Source organism: Streptomyces sp. NPDC001678 (genome assembly GCF_042892945.1).
Taxonomy (GTDB): domain Bacteria; phylum Actinomycetota; class Actinomycetes; order Streptomycetales; family Streptomycetaceae; genus Streptomyces.
On the sequence record NZ_JBIAUP010000011.1, the window covers coordinates 222,922 to 238,994 of the forward strand.

Annotated in this window: 13 protein-coding genes; 10 read left to right on the forward strand and 3 right to left on the reverse strand. The window is 74.1% G+C overall.

Features of this window, described 5'->3' with window-relative positions:
• Window positions 1–88: 88 nt before the first annotated feature.
• The 3 genes from ACFYZR_RS23465 to ACFYZR_RS23475 are packed head-to-tail and all read right to left on the reverse strand — an operon-like array spanning window position 89 to window position 3,839.
• Entirely contained in the window at window positions 89–2,332 is a 2,244-nt protein-coding gene (locus tag ACFYZR_RS23465) for an MMPL family transporter (RefSeq protein ID WP_391913296.1), read from the reverse strand.
• Window positions 2,329–3,552, reverse strand: a complete 1,224-nt coding sequence (locus tag ACFYZR_RS23470; RefSeq protein WP_391913298.1) for a beta-ketoacyl-[acyl-carrier-protein] synthase family protein — start codon at window positions 3,550–3,552, stop codon at window positions 2,329–2,331. The genes ACFYZR_RS23465 and ACFYZR_RS23470 overlap by 4 nt, the downstream gene beginning before the upstream one ends.
• On the reverse strand, window positions 3,549–3,839 hold the full coding sequence (locus tag ACFYZR_RS23475) for an acyl carrier protein (RefSeq protein ID WP_391913300.1): 291 nt from the start codon (window positions 3,837–3,839) through the stop codon (window positions 3,549–3,551). The genes ACFYZR_RS23470 and ACFYZR_RS23475 overlap by 4 nt, the downstream gene beginning before the upstream one ends.
• Before the next feature lie 352 nt (window positions 3,840–4,191).
• On the opposite strand from ACFYZR_RS23475, the gene ACFYZR_RS23480 reads away from it, so the two are divergent.
• The 10 genes from ACFYZR_RS23480 (at window position 4,192) to ACFYZR_RS23525 (ending at window position 16,045) form a co-directional block, all read left to right on the forward strand.
• Window positions 4,192–4,926, forward strand: a complete 735-nt coding sequence (locus ACFYZR_RS23480; RefSeq protein WP_391913302.1) for a Mut7-C RNAse domain-containing protein — start codon at window positions 4,192–4,194, stop codon at window positions 4,924–4,926.
• Between the two features lie 87 nt (window positions 4,927–5,013).
• Window positions 5,014–5,283 carry a DUF1876 domain-containing protein gene (locus ACFYZR_RS23485; RefSeq protein WP_391913304.1) on the forward strand — a complete coding sequence of 90 codons (270 nt, stop codon included), beginning with the start codon at window positions 5,014–5,016 and terminating at the stop codon, window positions 5,281–5,283.
• Between the two features lie 94 nt (window positions 5,284–5,377).
• Window positions 5,378–5,818 (forward strand): MscL family protein, encoded by a 441-nt coding sequence (locus tag ACFYZR_RS23490; protein ID WP_391913306.1) that lies wholly within the window; start codon window positions 5,378–5,380, stop codon window positions 5,816–5,818.
• Window positions 5,819–5,956: 138 nt separating this feature from the next.
• Window positions 5,957–7,666, forward strand: a complete 1,710-nt coding sequence (locus ACFYZR_RS23495; protein WP_391913308.1) for a sensor histidine kinase — start codon at window positions 5,957–5,959, stop codon at window positions 7,664–7,666.
• Window positions 7,667–7,698: 32 nt separating this feature from the next.
• On the forward strand, window positions 7,699–8,352 hold the full coding sequence (locus tag ACFYZR_RS23500; protein WP_391913310.1) for a response regulator: 654 nt from the start codon (window positions 7,699–7,701) through the stop codon (window positions 8,350–8,352).
• Window positions 8,353–8,645: 293 nt separating this feature from the next.
• A complete protein-coding gene (locus ACFYZR_RS23505) occupies window positions 8,646–9,917 on the forward strand; it encodes a phenylacetate--CoA ligase family protein (protein ID WP_391913312.1) in 1,272 nt (423 codons plus the stop codon).
• Window positions 9,914–11,254 carry an MFS transporter gene (locus ACFYZR_RS23510; RefSeq protein ID WP_391913314.1) on the forward strand — a complete coding sequence of 447 codons (1,341 nt, stop codon included), beginning with the start codon at window positions 9,914–9,916 and terminating at the stop codon, window positions 11,252–11,254. Before ACFYZR_RS23505 ends, ACFYZR_RS23510 begins: the two co-directional genes overlap by 4 nt.
• Window positions 11,251–12,396, forward strand: coding sequence for a GNAT family N-acetyltransferase (locus tag ACFYZR_RS23515; RefSeq protein ID WP_391913316.1), 1,146 nt, complete (start codon window positions 11,251–11,253; stop codon window positions 12,394–12,396). Before ACFYZR_RS23510 ends, ACFYZR_RS23515 begins: the two co-directional genes overlap by 4 nt.
• Window positions 12,393–13,550, forward strand: coding sequence for an acyl-protein synthase (locus tag ACFYZR_RS23520; protein ID WP_391913318.1), 1,158 nt, complete (start codon window positions 12,393–12,395; stop codon window positions 13,548–13,550). Before ACFYZR_RS23515 ends, ACFYZR_RS23520 begins: the two co-directional genes overlap by 4 nt.
• Window positions 13,547–16,045 (forward strand): acyl-CoA reductase, encoded by a 2,499-nt coding sequence (locus ACFYZR_RS23525; protein ID WP_391913320.1) that lies wholly within the window; start codon window positions 13,547–13,549, stop codon window positions 16,043–16,045. Before ACFYZR_RS23520 ends, ACFYZR_RS23525 begins: the two co-directional genes overlap by 4 nt.
• Window positions 16,046–16,073 lie beyond the last annotated feature (28 nt).

The following is a 16,073-nucleotide window of genomic DNA, read 5'->3' on the forward strand; positions in this document are numbered from 1 at the left end:
GCGGCAGGGCGCCGGGCCGAACCGGCGCGAGGCCCGGGTGGGGCCGGAGGGGCTCGTCCCCTTCCGGCCCCACCCGCACCACCGCGGCTCAGTGCCCCCGGCCCGCCGGACCGAGCCGCGCGCCGACCCGGGAGTGCAGCCGCACAACCCACCGCGGTGCCCACCAGTTGAGCCGCCCGGCCACCGTCAGATACGCCGGTACGAGAACGCCCCGCACCAGCACCGCGTCGACCAGCACCGCCGTGGCCAGCCCCGTCCCCAGCAGCTTGAGCTGGCTCCCCTCGGAAGTGACCAGCGCGCCCGTGACCACGGCCACCGCCAGCGCGCCCGTGGTCACCAGCCGCCCGGTCCGCGCGACGCCCTCCACCACCGCCCCCCGGTTGTCGCCGGTCAGCAGATAGTGCTCCCGGACCCGGGAGAGCAGGAAGATCTCGTAGTCGATCGCCACCCCGAACGCGATGGCGAACAGCAGCAGCGGCATCGTCATGTCCACCGTCCCGGTGGCCGTGAAGTCCCCCACCACGGGGCGCAGATGCCCGTCCTGGAAGCCGAAGACCAGCGCCCCGAAGCTCGTGCCCAGGCTCAGCGCGCCGATGAGCAGCGCCTTCAGCGGGAGCACCACGCTGCCGGTGAGCACGAACAGCATCGCCCAGGTCGTGGCCGCCGCGATGCCCGCCGCCAGCGGCAGCCGGGCACGCACCGCGGCCTTGGTGTCGGCCAGCAGCGCCGCCCGCCCGGTCACCAGGTGCTCGCCCGGCGGGCCCGGCAGGGCGCGCAGCGTCCGCACCAGATCCTGCGCGGCCTCGGTCTGCGGCTCCCGCGCCCCGGCCACCAGCAGCACCGCGCCCGTACCCGAACCGGCGGTCACCTCGGAGCGCGCCCAGCCCACCGAACGCACCGACCGCTGGTCCGACACGTCGCGCTCGTACGCCCACAGGGCCGCGGCGTCGCGCACGGGGTCCACGTCCGGCAGCACGATCGCGAGGGTGTGGTCGGCGGGGGCGGCGAAGCCCGCGCGGATCGCGTCGGCGGTGCGGTGCGCCTCGGAGCCGGCGGGCAGCACCCGGTCGTCCGACAGGCCGAAGCGCACATGGGCGAACGGCGAGGCCATCAGCAGCAGCACCGCCGCACAGGCCCCGCCGAACCACAGCGGCCGTCCCGTCACCGTGCGCGCGACCCGCCGCCAGAACGGGCTGTCCGGGCGCGGCGGCCCCGCCGCCCGGCCCCGGCGCAGGGCGCGCAAAGGGTCCCAGCGGTCGATCCGGGTGCCGAGGAGCGTGAGCACGGGCGGCACCAGCAGCGTCGCCGCGGCCGCCGAGAACAGCGCGACGGCCATGCCCGCGCAGGCCATCGAGCGCAGGAACGGCAGCGGCAGCACCAGCAGGGCCGACATCGACAGCGCCACCGCGCAGGCGGACACCAGGACCGTGCGCCCCGCCCGGCGCGCCGTGCGCCGCACGGCGTTCTCGACGGGCCGCCCGGCCCGCAGCTCCTCCCGGTAGCGGGTGACGAGGAACAGCCCGTAGTCCACGGCCAGCCCGAAGCCGAGGGCGCTGGCGAGGTTCATCGCGAACACCGACACCGGCATCGCGTAGGTGAGCAGCCGCAGCACGGCGATCGTGCCGACGACGGAGACGGCGCCGATCAGTAGCGGGACCAGCGCGGCCACCAGCGAGCGCAGCGCGAGCACGAGCAGCAGCAGCGTCAGGGGGGCCGCCACCAGCTCGGCCCGCACCAGGTCCGCCCCGCTGTAGCGCTTCGCCTCCACGCTCACCCACGCCGGCCCGGTCGCGGAGACGGTCAGCGCACCGTGGCCGCCGGTGAGGCCGGGCACAAGCCGCTCGGCGGTGCGGGCCGCGTCCCGGTCGGCCCCGGCCAGATCGGCCGTGACCAGCGCCGCCGTACCGTCCTCGGCCCGCAGCCCCGCCTCCTCGCCCGCCCAGTACGAACGGACGCTCGCCACCCCGGCGGAATCGGCGAGCCGCCGGGTCAGCCGCAGCCCCTCCTCCCGCGCCCGCTCCGAATCCACGCCGCCCTCGGCCCGGACGAGCAGGACGAGGTCGGGCGTGCCGGCGCCGAAGCGGGCCAGCAGCCGGTCGGCGCGCGCCGACTCCGTGCCCGAGGCGAAGTAGCCGCCGTTGGCCAGCCGCCCGGAGGTGCCCGCGCCCACCGCCGCCAGCAGCAGCGTGAGCACGGCGGCCGCCGCCGGGACCAGCCACGGGCGGGCCCGCCGCAGCCGTTCGGCCGCGGGCCCGCGAGGGCGCGGAGGGGCCCCGGCACCGAGGGCACCCGGTGTCAGGGCCGCCGCGTCGAGGTCCCCGGGGGGCGTCACGCGGTCCGGAAGAACAGGACGGCGTTCTGGCCGCCGAAGCCGAACGCGTTGCTGAGCGCGCCTTCCATGCGGTGCCGCCGGGGCGCCTTCGCCACCACGTCCAGGTCCATCCCGTCGTCGAGGCGGTCGAGATTGGCGGTCGGCGGGATGATCTGCCGCTCCAGGGCCAGTACCGTGCAGGCGGCGTCGATCGCCCCGGCGGCGCCGAGCGAGTGCCCGATCACGCCCTTGAGCGAGGTCACCGGCGGCGGGGTGCCGAACACCGCGCGCAGCATGGTCGCCTCCACCTGGTCGTTGATCGGCGTGGAGGTGCCGTGCGCGTTGACGTGGTGCACTTCGAAGACGTCGGCGCGGGCGTCCGCGAGGGCGGACTCCAGTGCGCGCCGGGCCCCCGCGCCGTCGGGGTTGGGGCGGGAGGCGTGATAGCCGTCGCTGGACGCCCCGTAGCCGGACAACAGGCCGCGGACCCGCGCGCCCCGGGCCCGGGCGTCCCGCGGCCGTTCGAGGACGAGCATCGCCGCGCCCTCGCCCAGCACGAAGCCGTCGCGCTCGGCGTCGAACGGCCGGGACGCCCCGGCCGGGTCGTGCCGGCGCTGCGACAGCGCCTGCATCCGGTGGAAGGCGGCCGCGGCCATGGGGAGCCGGGCGCACTCGGTGCCCCCGGTGAGCGCGATGTCGCAGGCGCCCGAGCGCAGCAGATCCCTGGCCGTGCCGATCGCCGTCGCCCCCGAGGCGCAGGCGGTGGACGTGGTCAGGCACGGGCCCAGCGCCTGGACGTCCGTGGACACCTCCCCGGCGGCCATGTTGGGCAGCGAACGCAGCAGGGCGGTGGGGGAGATGGCGTCGATCCGGCCCTCGGCCAGGTTCCCGTACTCCTGGGGCCAGCAGTCGCCGCTGTTGCTCCCCACGCCCATGACGACCGCCACCCGGGCACCGTCCCAGGAGGCGGGGTCCAGCGCGGCGTCGGCGAGCGCCTCGCGCGCGGCGACCATCGCCAGGTGGATGAAGCGGTCGCTGCGCCAGGTGATCCTCCTGCCCACCAGCGCCCCGCCGTCGAAGCCGGGCACCCGGCAGGAGAAGTCGACCGGCAGCCCGGCCAGTTCGTCGTCGTACGCGCCGAGGCCCACGCCCGCGCACAGCCCGTCCCAGGTCGCCTCGCGGCCGATGCCGGCCGGGGTCACCATGCCGATCCCGGTGACCGCGACCTCCCGCTCGCTCACCGTCCCGGCCGGGCCGGCGCGGCGGACGGGGTCTCGCCCTGCGGCTGGGCTCCGATGCCCGCGCGCAGCAGCCGTTCGACCCAGGCGGCCGTCTCGCCGAGCGTGTCGCCCGCGGGCGCCTGGTCCAGGGGCCGCTTCAGGTGGTCCTCCAGCAGCGTCACCAGCTCGACTTTCGCGAGCGAGTCGATGCCGAGCTCCTCGAAGGTCGCGTCCGGGGCGATCTGCTCCCCGGGGACGCCGAAGTGGTCGGTGAGCAGACGGGTCATCAGGTCGTACGCGGTTTCCATCGATCGTTCTCCTCGATCGGGACCGGACATCGGGACCGGACTCCGGACACCGGGCAGCAGACATACCGTTCGTCTGATGCCATAGGACTCTTTTCCGGTTGATTGGTGCGCAGCAGCGTCCCACCGGCGATGGGCCCGGTCACCGGCGACACGCGCGCGGCCCAGGGGCGAGTCACCCGTCCTGCCGACCGGCCCGCCGATCGTCCCGCCGATCGTCCCGCCGGCCGTCCCGCCGACCGGGCGGGCGCCGCGGGGGCGGTCGTCCGGCGGCCCCGCGGGGGCCTCGGGGCGGTCTGCGGCGGGCCGGAAAACCCGGGGCGCCCCGGTGCCGCGCGATGGCATGCTGTGGGGCGTGAACGGTCCCGTGATCTTTGTCAGCGTCGCCCCTGAACTGCGGCTTTTCGTGTCCGCCGAGCGCCGGGCGGCGGCCGCGCCGGTGGTCACCGACGGCGTCTCCACCCTCGGGCACGTGGTGGAGTCCCTCGGCGTCCCGCTCACCGAGGCGGGCCCGCTGCTCGTCGACGGGCGCCCGGTGCCGGTCTCGCACGTGCCGGCCGAGGGGGAGCGCGTGGAGGTCAAGGCGGTGGCCCGGCCGCAGGAGGTGCCGGGGGCGCCGCTGCGGTTCCTGCTCGACGTGCACCTGGGCACGCTCGCCCGCCGGCTGCGGCTGCTGGGCGTCGACGCGGCGTACGAGAGCGAGGACATCGGCGACCCCGCGCTGGCCGCGCTCTCCGCCGCCGAGCGCCGGGTGCTGCTCTCCCGGGACCGGGGGCTGCTGCGCCGCCGGGAGATCTGGGCCGGCGCGTACGTCTACAGCGACCGGCCGGCCGAGCAGCTGAAGGACGTCCTGGGCCGGTTCGCGCCCCCGCTCGCCCCCTGGACGCGCTGCACCGCCTGCAACGGCCCGCTCCAGGACGCCGACAAGGACGCCGTCCGTGAGCACCTGGAGCACGGGACGCGCCACACCTACGACGTCTTCGCGCAGTGCCTGGCCTGCGGCCGGGTCTACTGGCGCGGCGCGCACCACGCGCGGCTGGAGACGATCGTCGACGACGCGATGCGCGAGTTCGGTGCCGCCGCGGCCTGAGGGGCTCCCGTGTCCGGTGTCGCAATCGGGCCGCCTGGTGCACGCTGGAGGGGTAGCGGACAAGGGGCGGGCCAGGAGGTGGACGCCATGACGCAGGTACCCGGCATGCACGTCGACGTCGAGTTCGACGAGATCGACAAAAGGACCCGGGCGGCCGCGCTGCTCAGACTCCCGGACGGCACCGAGATCCGGGCCAAGGGCAAGGCCGTCAGACACCCCGACGACCCCGAGCAGCAGCGGGTCGGCGAGGAGGTCGCGGCGGCGCGGGCGCTGAACAAGCTGTCCCGGGAGCTGCTCGACAAGGCCGGGCACGACATCGAAGAGGCCACCCACATCCCGGCGCACCCGGCGATGTGAGGACGGGGTCCCCCGGGCGGGCCCCGGGGTGAATCCCGGCACCGCTCCCGCGCCGCACAATGGGCGAAAGCGGGACAAAGGGTAGCTTTTCGCTGTGCTCAAGGGATTCAAGAACTTCGTCATGCGCGGTGACATCGTCACCGTGGCCGTCGGTCTGATCATCGCGCTGGCGTTCTCCACGCTGATCAAGGCGTTCACCGACTTCGTGGTCAACCCGGTCATCGCCCGGCTCCAGGGCGGGCACGGCCTGGGGCTGGGCTGGCAGCTCGGCCGCGCGGACAACCGCGCCACCTACCTCGACATCGGGTCCTTCATCTCGGCCCTGATCTACTTCCTCATCTTCATGGCCGTCGTCTACTTCTTCATCGTCGTGCCCTACAAGCACGTCCAGGCGCGGCGCGGGGTCGTCGTCTTCGACGAGCCCGGACCGCTGAAGACCTGCCCGGCGTGCCTCTCGGAGGACCTCCCGGCGGCGGCCGCGAAGTGCCGGCACTGCGGCACGGACCAGCCGTCGGGCACGCCCCGCCCAGCCTGACGGGCGGCCCGCCCCGCCCCCTGTCGGCTTCCCGCCGGGCCGCCGGGCCCTTCGGCCGGGACGGCGGCGACTTTCGTCGTACGCCCGAGCGACCTTCGGCGCGTGTGCCGGGGCGGGGGGAGTGCCTAGAGTGCGGGGGTGAACGCGACATCGTGGGCCCGTGAACTGTGGGGGCGGCTGACCGACCCGGGGCTGTGGACCCGGCGACGGCTGGTGGGGGAGTGCCTGCTCGCCGTCGCCTTCGCGCTGCTCGCGGGGGTGGCCGAGGCCGGTCACGGCTGGCCGCGGATGGCCGCCGTCGCCCTGGCGGCCGTGGTGCTGTCACTGGCGCGCCGGGCCCTGCCGGTCACCGCGCTGATCGCGACGTCGGCGCTGTCCGGGGGCACCGAGGGTGGCGCGAGCCTGCTGCTGATGGCCGTGGGCTGGTCCGCCGGGCACCGGATCGCGGGGGTGCTGCGGGCGTCGGTGGCCTTCGCCGGCTCCTTCGCCCTCTATCTGGGCCTGAGCCTGTGGAAGGCGGAGCTCTCCCCGGCCGGGACGGTCGTGCTCGCCACGGTCTTCTTCGTGGTGACCGCGGTCTTCCCCGGCCTCGCGGGCCGCTACTGGACGCAGCGGCGCACCCTGCTGGACACCCTGCGGCTGCGCAACGCCCAGCTGCTGCGCGAGCGGGAGATGATCGCCGGGCAGGCGCGGATGCGGGAGCGGCAGCGCATCGCCCAGGACATGCACGACAGCCTGGGGCATCAGCTCGCGCTCATCGCGGTGCAGACCGGCGCGCTGGAGGTGGACCGGGAGCTGACCGGCCGTCAGCGCGAGGCGGTCGGCGTGCTGCGCGAGGCGTCGGTGGCCGCCATGCGGGAGCTGCGCGAGGTCGTGGGCATCCTCAAGGACGGCGTCCCGGACGAGGAGCAGCCCGGCTCCCGGGTGGTGGCGGGCATCGAGGGCCTGGTCGAGTCCGCCGTCACGGCGGGCATGAAGGTGACCCTGGAGCGCTCGGGCGACCCCCGCCCGCTGGCGCCCGCCACCGACCACGCCGGATACCGCGTCGTCCAGGAGGGCCTGACCAACGCCGCCAAGCACGCCCCGGGTGCCGACATCGCCGTCGGCGTGCGCTACGAGCCGGACGCGCTGGTGGTGGAGGTGGCCAACGGGCCGGTGGCGCTGACCGTCGTGACGGAGCCCCGGCCGGACACGGTCAGCGGGGGAGAGGGGCTGACGGGGCTGCGGGAGCGGGCCCGGCTGGTCGGCGGCATGGTGTTCACCGGCCCCGGGGCGGGTGGCGGGGGCTTCCGGCTCGCGGCCGTGCTGCCCTACGAGGCCGCGGAGGCGAGGGAGACCCGGGGGAGCGCCGCCGACGCGACCTTCGTCGGCGCCGCCGACGACTTCCGGCGGCAGACCTGGGCGGGGGCCCCGAGCGAGGGTGGAGCGGTCATCGACCGGCTCGACCCCCGCGAGGAGTTCAAGGACATCATGGGCACGAAGAAGAGCAACGGCTGCCTGCTCGGCTGCGGAATCGCGCTGCTGCTCCTGGTGGCACTGGTGGTGGCGGCCGTCTTCACCATGGGCAAGGTCATCGACGAGGCCGACAAGGGCATGATCGACCCGAGCGTCTATCAGTCCGTCAAGGTCGGCGACCCCGAGCGGGACGTCCGGGAGAAGCTGCCGTCCGGCAAGTCCCTCTTCACCTCCGACGCCAAGGGCAAGATACCGCCCGCCCCCGCCGGGACCAGCTGTCTGACCCTGCTGTCCACCGACGACTCCCGGGGGCTGTCCGTCGACACGGTTTACCGCTTCTGCTTCAAGGACGGCAAACTGTCCGACAAGCGCGAGTTCCACGTCAAGAGCTAGCGAACAGCACACCATCCCAGGAGAAGACACCGGTGATCCGCGTCCTCATCGCCGATGACGAGCCGCTCATCAGGGCCGGCATCAGGATGATCCTCACATCCGCCGACGACATCGAGGTCGTGGCGGAGGCGGTGAACGGACGGGAGGCCGTCGACCTGGCCCGGCGGCACCGGGTGGACGTCGCGCTGCTCGACATCCAGATGCCGGTCCTCGACGGCCTGACGGCCCTCGGCGAGCTGGGCCGCCACGCCCCCGGCGTCCGGGCGCTGATCCTCACCACCTTCGGCGAGCCCGACAACGTCCTGCGCGCGCTGCGCCAGGGCGGGGCCGGCTTCCTGCTGAAGGACTCGGCGCCGGGCGAGCTGATCGGGGCCGTCCGGGCGGCAGCGGCGGGAGCCGCCTATCTCTCCCCCGCGGCGACCCGGCACGTGGCCGACTCGCTGGCCGCCGGCCCCGTGGCCGCCCGGGGCGAGGAGGCCCGGCGGCGCGTGGCGGAGCTCAGCGAACGCGAGCGCGAGGTGCTGGCCCTGCTCGGCGAGGGGCTGTCCAACGCCGACGCCGGGCGCAGGATCCATATGAGCGAGGCCACCGTGAAGACGTACGTCAGCCGGATCCTCGCCAAACTGGGCTGTGAGAACCGGGTGCAGGCCGCCCTGCTGGCCCGGGACGCCGGCCTGGGGGCGTAGGGCGCCGCCCGCCATAAGAAGTCCGGTCAGAACGGCTTTCAACAAAAGAAACAGAGGTTTTACGCCACGTCCACCTGACATGTGGTGAGCGGAGGGGTGATTCTGCGATATGTTCTACGGCGTTCCCTCGTGACCGAGCGTCAGACACCGACGCCGGAGCGACGCCGAGAGCGGTAACGCGCGCCTCTCGCGGAACAACCGGCACCGGCACGTGGCGAGCGCATCACAGCCCCCGCCGCGCCTTCGCCGTGCCCGGGACACACCCCCGTCCGTATCACCTAGGCAAAGGCCGCATGTCCGTTCACCCGCTATCGGACCTCATACGTTTCACCCGCCGGAACTCACCCTTCTACGCGGAGCTCTACGCCGACGTCCCACCGGACGTCCAGCACCTGACCGACCTGCCCATCGTGGACCAGAGCGCCTTCTGGGCGGCCAACACCCTCGACGACAACCGGGTGCTGACCGCGCCCCTGGGCGAAGCCGTCGTCTACAAGACCGGCGGCACCACCGGCGCCCCCAAGTTCTCCTGCTTCACCCGCGAGGAGTGGCGCGACTTCGTCACCGCCTTCGGCGGGGGCCTCGTCGAGGCGGGGCTGCGCCCCGGCCACCGGGTCGCCGACCTCTTCTACGCGGGCGAGCTCTACGCCAGCTTCCTGTTCGTCCTGGACTCCCTCGCCCACGCGCCCGTCGACAACGTCCGGCTGCCCATCGGCGGCGGCGCGCCGCTGGAGACCACCGTCCCCACCCTCGAGGACCTCGGCGCCCAGGTGGTGGCGGGCACCCCGACCACCCTGTGCCGGCTGGCCGAGCACCTGATCGCCACGGGCCGTCAGCTCCCGGCGGTGGAACTGCTGTTCTTCGGCGGAGAAGCCCTCTTCTCCGACCAGCGGCGGCTGCTCGCCACCGCCTTCCCCAACGCCGAACCGCGCTCCCTCGGCTACGCCAGCGTCGACGCCGGCCTCCTCGGCAGCCCCGTACCCGGCCCCGACCCCCGGGTGCACCGCGCCTTCACCCCGCACACGATCGTCGAGATCCTCGACGAGACCACCGGGGAGCCCATCCACGAGATCGGCCGCCCCGGCCGCGTCGTGGTGACCCAGCTCTTCCGCCGCCTCATGCCCGTCATCCGCTTCCCCGCCGGCGACCGCGCCGAATGGACGGACACCGAGGCCGGGCACTTCCGCATCCTCGGCCGCGCCGAGGAGGGCGTCCGCGTCGGCCCCGTCTCCCTCTACTCGCAGGACGCGCTCGACGCCGTCGCCGAGGCGGACACCGACGGCCGGGTGACGGGCACTCAGCTCGTGGTGCGCCGCCGGGACGGCCGCGACGGCCTGGTGCTGCGCCTGGCCACCGCCCCCGGCGACGACGACCCCACGGGCCTGGAACCCCTCGCCGAGGCCGTCGTCGAGCGGCTGAACACCGTCCGCCCGCTCTACCCCGACAGCGTGGCCGCCGGCTTCGTCCACCCCCTGACCGTGGAGTGGGCCCGCCACAGCGACCTCGTCGTCAACTCCCGCTCGGGCAAGCTCGTCCGGGTCATCGACGAGAGGCCCACCGCATGACCGCCGTGACCACGGACGAGGGCCGCCGCCCGCCCCTCGTCCTGCGCAACCGCGCCTTCGGCACGGTCTGGCTGGCCCAGGTGCTCACCCAGGCCGCCGTAAGGATGTTCCAGGTCGGCGTCTCCTGGTGGCTGATCGCCTACGCCGTCGCCGACGGACGCGGCCTCGCCTCCGGGCTGTTCATGGCCGTCAGCACGCTGCCCGCCGTGGCGCTCGCGCCCGTCGTCGCCCGGACCGTCGCCCGCTTCGCGCACCGTTCCGTGCTGCGCGCGGCGGCCGGGGGAGCGGGCGTCGCCGCCGCGGCCCTCGCCGGCTGGGCGTACGCCGGCGGGCTGCCGCTCGCCGCCGCCTACGCCGCGACCCTGGCCCTGGCCGCCTGCCAGGCCTTCTTCGACCCGTGCCTGACCACCTCCGTGCCCGAACTCGTCGACGACGAGGACATCGAGGCCGCCACCGGCTTCGAGATGTCCACCCAGTCGCTGGCGAGCCTCGGCGGAGCGCTCATGGGCGCCCTGATCGTCGACGGCGCCGGAGTGGCGGGCCTCGCCGTCGGCTGCGCGAGCGCCTATCTCGTGGCGGCCGGGCTGATCACGACCGTACGGTTCCGCACCCCGGCCGCGCCCGGCGCGGACGACAGTGCCGAGACGGGCGTCGAAGAAGCCGGCGGCCGGCGGTCGCTGCGGGGGATTCTGGCCGGGCTGCCGTTCGTCCGCCGGATCCTGCTCTGCTTCACCGCGGCCAACCTCTTCACCACCGCCGTCTTCGTCATCATCCCGCTGTACACCAAGTCCGTCCTGGCGGACGGCGGTTCCACCGTCGCCCTGCTGGAGGCGTCGCTGGGCGTGGGCACGCTGATCGGCTCGTTCACCGGCGCCCGCGTCCCCGGCCGGCCCACCGCCCTCGGCGCGTGGCTGCTGGCCCTGATGGCCCTGGCCCTGGCCGCCCCCGGCCTGTTCACGGGACGGTTCGTCTTCGCGGGTTGCCTGGTCGTCGCGGGCTGGTGCGTCGGCGTCATCGGGGTGCGGTTCGTGGCGCTGTTCCAGCGGCTCGTCCCCACCGCCGACAAGCCGGGCTTCTTCGCCGTGATGCAGGCCGTGCTCGGGGCGACCTTCCCCCTGGCCTCGCTGCTGTTCGGCCTGCTGGGCGACCGGCTCTCCCCGCAGACCCTGTGCCTGATCCAGGCGGCCGGACTCCTGCCCGCGGCCTGCGCGCTGGCCCTGCTGCGCGACCCGGGCACCGGACAGCACGACCCGGACACCGGACAGCGGGACGACGCGGACGTCCAGGACCCGCAGGCCCACCCGACCGAGCCCGTGGCCACCGGAGGACAGCGATGACCGCCACGATCGACCGGGCCACGCCCGCCGACATCGCCGAACTGCGCCAGCTCTACTACGCCGTCTACGGCCCGCACTACCCCACCGCCCTGGGCACCGACCCCGCCGAGATGTCCCGGCTCATCGCCGACCCGCACACCCTCTGGCTGGTCGCCCGGCACCCCGGCTCCGGCGGGCTCGCCGCGTCGGCGGCCATCCACGGCGAGGCCGGCAGCCGCGTCGGCCGGCTGGAAGGGCTCGCCGTCCACCCCGAGCGCCGCTCCGGCGGCCTCGCCCACGCCCTGACCGACGAGCTGTGCCGGCGGATGCTGGACACCGGACGCCTGGACTCCGTCTACGCCACGGTCCGCACCGTCAGCGCCGGCCCCCAGCGCGTCGTGTCCCGCAACGGCTTCCGCCCCATGGGCGTCCTGCCCAACGCCGTCGACCTCGACAGCCGTGAAAGCCTCGCACTCTACGCGCGTCACTCGCCGGGAGTGCTGGACCGGCGGCTGGCCGTCGCCGAGGTCCCCGCACCGCTCGCGCCCCTCCTGCGCGCCGTCGGCGCGAGCCTCGGCACCGACTACGGGCACACCCGCTTCACCGCCCCGAAGACAGTGCCCGCCCGCCCCACGACGGCGGCCCGGCTGGAGATGATCGAGGCACCCTCGTTCGTCCGCCGCCGCTTCCACGAGCGCTTCCCCGACAACGAGCGCTGGTTCTACCCGCTGCACACCCCCAACGCGCTGCTGGCGTCCGACGACGACAGCTTCGAGGTCTACGCCTACCTCAACCGCACCGGACGCTACTGCTCCCTGATCGCCGCCGCGCCCGACCCGGCCGCGGCCGCCGATTACCTGGAGCCCATCACCCGGACCCTCACCCGCGCGGGCGCCGGTTACGTGGAGGCGCTGGTGCCGCTCTCCGAGCACGGAGCGCTCTCGGCCTTCCTCGCCCAGGGCTTCATCCCCAGCGCCCTCTACCCGGCCATGCGCCCGCAGCCCGACGGCGACGGCTTCCACGACTACGTCGTGATGTCCCGCACCGCCGAACAGATCGACTTCCGTGAAGTGGTCGTCGACGCGCCCCTCCAGCCGTTCCTGGACGCCTACGCGGCGGCCTGGGCGTCGACCTACCTCCCCACTCTTGAGGTTGCCTCATGACACCCGTCAATCCCCATCTCGCACCCGTCGACGTCCCCGACCCGGCGCTGCTGCCGCACGTCCAGCGCCTGTGCGACCTGACCGACCCCTATGCCTCGGGCCCCGCCGAGGAGGAGCTCTTCGCCGCCGCCATGGCCGAGAGCCACGCCTGGCACACCGAACGCTCCCCGTTCTTCCGCTCGCTGTACGAGGGGACCGCCCCCGAGGAGCCCTACCGCGCGCCCCTGGTGCACGCGAACTTCTTCAAGCGCCACGAGGTGCTGTCGATCCCGCGCGACGACGTCCACCTCCACCTCACCTCGTCCGGCACCACCGGGCAGAAGTCGCAGATGTTCTTCGACGAGTGGACCATCCGCTCCGCCCAGCGCATGGTCGCCCGGATCTTCGAGCGCAACGGCTGGATCACCCCCGACCAGCCCGTCAACTACCTCCTCTACAGCTACGAGCCCGCCCCCGACCTCAAGCTCGGCACCTCCTTCACCGACAACTACCTCTGCGACTTCGCTCCCGCCCGCAGCATCGAGTACGCCCTGCGCCACACCGGCGGCGGCCACGAGTTCGACCCCTTCGGCTGCGTCGCCGCGCTGCTCCGCTACGCCGAGGAGGACGTACCCGTCCGCATCCTGGGCTTCCCCGCGTTCCTCTGGTTCACCCTGGAGCGGATGCGGGCCATGGGCCTGCCGCCCCTGAACCTCCCCGAGGGCTCCCTGATCGTCCTCGGCGGCGGCTGGAAGGGCCACACCGACCAGCAGATCGGCAAACACGAGCTGTACGCCCGCGTCACCGAACAGCTCGGCGTCCCCTCCGAGCGGATCCGCGACACCTTCGGCTCCGTCGAGCACTGCGTCCCCTACATCGAGTGCTCGCACCACAACCTCCACGCGCCCGTCTGGTCCCGCGTGTTCATCCGCTCCACCCGCACGCTGGAGCCGCTCGGATACGGCGAGCAGGGCTACCTCCACCTGGTCTCCCCCTACATCACCTCCGTCCCCGCGCAGAGCGTCGTCATGGGCGACCTCGCCTCCCTCCACCCCGGCAGCGAGTGCGGCTGCGACCTGGACACCGACTGGTTCACCATCCACGGCCGCGCCGGAGTGAGCCGCAACAAGAGCTGCGCGGTGGCCGCCGCCGAACTGATGAAGGGCATGTCGTGACGACCGAGACCAACCCGCACTACTGGCAGGGCACCTTCATCGACGACGAGGAGGCCGGCCGGCGCCTCGCCGAACTGCCCACCGCCGTCGGGGCCGCGCTCGCCGAACCCCTGGACACCGAGACCGTCCTCGCCGCCTGCGACGCGCTGTCCACCGCCCTCCTCGACCCCGCCCACCCCACGCACGCCCGGCTCGCCGCCCACCTGCCCGAGGGCGAGGACGGCACCCTCCTCACCGAACTCGGCGCGTTCCTCGGCCGCGCGGAACTCACCCGCAAGCTCCGCAGCGAACTCGGCGGCACCGCCCCCCAGCGGCTGAACCGCCCCGACGCCAAGGACACCGTCTACGAGGCCTGGGCGCCCGTCGGCCTCGTCGCCCACATCGCCCCCGGCAACGCCGCCTCCGTCGCGCCCCTGAGCCTCGTCGAAGGACTGCTGGCCGGCAACGTCAACATCCTCAAGACCTCCGGCGCCGACACCCTCCTAGCCCAGCACCTCCTCGCCGAACTGGCGGCCCTGGACGAGAGCGGGGCCATCGCCCGGCGCGTCATCGTGCTGCGCTTCCCCTCCTCCCGCCAGGAGTGGCTGCGCCTGATGTGCGCGCCCGCCGACGCCGTCGCCGTCTGGGGCGGCGAGACCGCCGTCGAGGGCGTGGCCGCCCACGTGCCGCCCGGCTGCCGCCTGGTGGAGTGGGGCCACAAGATCTCCTTCGCCTACCTCGCCCCCGACGCCTGGCAGGACGAGGCGACCCTGACCGCCCTCGCCGCCGACGTCTGCCTGCTGGAGCAGCAGGCATGCTCCAGCCCCCAGGTCGTCTACCTCGACACCGACGACGACAAGGACGTCTTCGCCTTCGCCGAACGCCTCGCCGCCGCCCTCGCCGCCGCGCCCCCCGGCCCGTCCGGCGACGAACTGGACACCGCCGAACAGGCCGAGCTCACCACCACCGAGCTCATCGCCCGCCTCGAGGAACACCTCGGCCTCACCCGCGTCCACACGGCCCCCGACGGCTCCTGGCGCGTCATGGCCGACACCCGCCCCGCGCTCACCGCCTCCCCGCTGCACCGCAGCGTCTGGGTCAAGCCCCTGCCCCGGGAACGGATGCTCGCCACGCTGCGCCCCATGCGCCGCTACCTCCAGACCGCCGGCATCGCGGGCACCCGCGCCGATGTCGCGGAGCTCTCCCGCCTCGCCCTGGCCGCCGGCGCCACCCGCGTCACGCCCGTCGGCTCCATGCTGGGCAGCTACGCGGGCGAGCCCCACGACGGCGTCTACGCGCTCCAGCGCTACAGCCGCCGCGTCGCCGTCCAGGCCGACGAGCGCTTCGCCACCGTCGCCTGCCTCGACGACCTGGTCCGCCCGACCGCGCTCCCCACGCCCACCGGGCCGCTGCTGGACAAGGCCGCCGTGCAGGAACTCAACGGCTCCGTCGACCGGCGCGACGCCGAGCTGTATTTCCGCAGCGGCGGCAGCACCGGCACCCCCGCCCTGTCCCTGTTCACCTACGACGACTACGACACCCAGATGCGCGCCGCCGCCCGCGGCCTCCTCGCCGCCGGGTACGACCCGAAGCACGACCGCACCGCCAACCTCTTCTACTGCGGCGGCATGTACGGCGGCTTCATCAGCTTCTTCTCCATCCTGGAGCGGCTGGGCGGCACCCAGATGCCCATCGCGGCCGGCCCCGACCACCGCGCCACCGCCGAGGCCCTGGTCGCCCACGAGGCGGACACCCTCTTCGGCATGCCCTCCTACCTCTGGCAGCTCCTCCACGACCAGAGCGACCTGCTGCGCTCCTACGGCGGCATCCGCAAGATCTTCTACGGCGGGGAGCACTTCACGGCCGAGCAGCGCCGCGTGCTCGCCGAGACCTTCGGCATCGAGACCATCCGCTCCATCACCTACGGCAGCACGGACCTCGGCCCGCTCGGCTACCAGTGCGTGGAAAGCGCGGGCGGAGTCCACCACCTCCACGCCGACCTCCACACCCTGGAGATCCTCGACGTCGACGCCGACCGGCCCGTGGCACCGGGGGAGACCGGCCGCCTCGTCTTCACCACCCACGCCCGGCGCGGCCAGCGCCTCGACCGCTACGTCATCGGCGACCTCGGCCGCGCCGTCCCCGGCCGCTGCCCCTGCGGCAACCACGCCCCGCGCTTCGAACTGCTGGGCAGGCTGGGCGACGTGATGCGCGTCGCGACGTACTTCCTCAACCACCGGCGGTTCGTGACCATCGCCGAGGAGGACCTCGGCTACGCCGGGGAACTCCAGGTCCTCGTCGAGAACGGCACGGCACGCGAGCGCCTCACGGTGCGCGTGGAGCGCTCGGCCGACCCGTCCGCCCTGCGGGCGGCCCTGCTGGCCGGCTACCCGGAGCTCCGCTCGGCGGTGGAGGAGTGGCTGCTCGACGTCGACGTCGAGGCGGTCGAGACCGCGGACCTCGTCCGTACGGCGACGACGGGCAAGCTCCGCTCGGTGATCGACGGCCGGCAGTAGCCGCCACCCGGGGGTCCGAGGGGGCGGA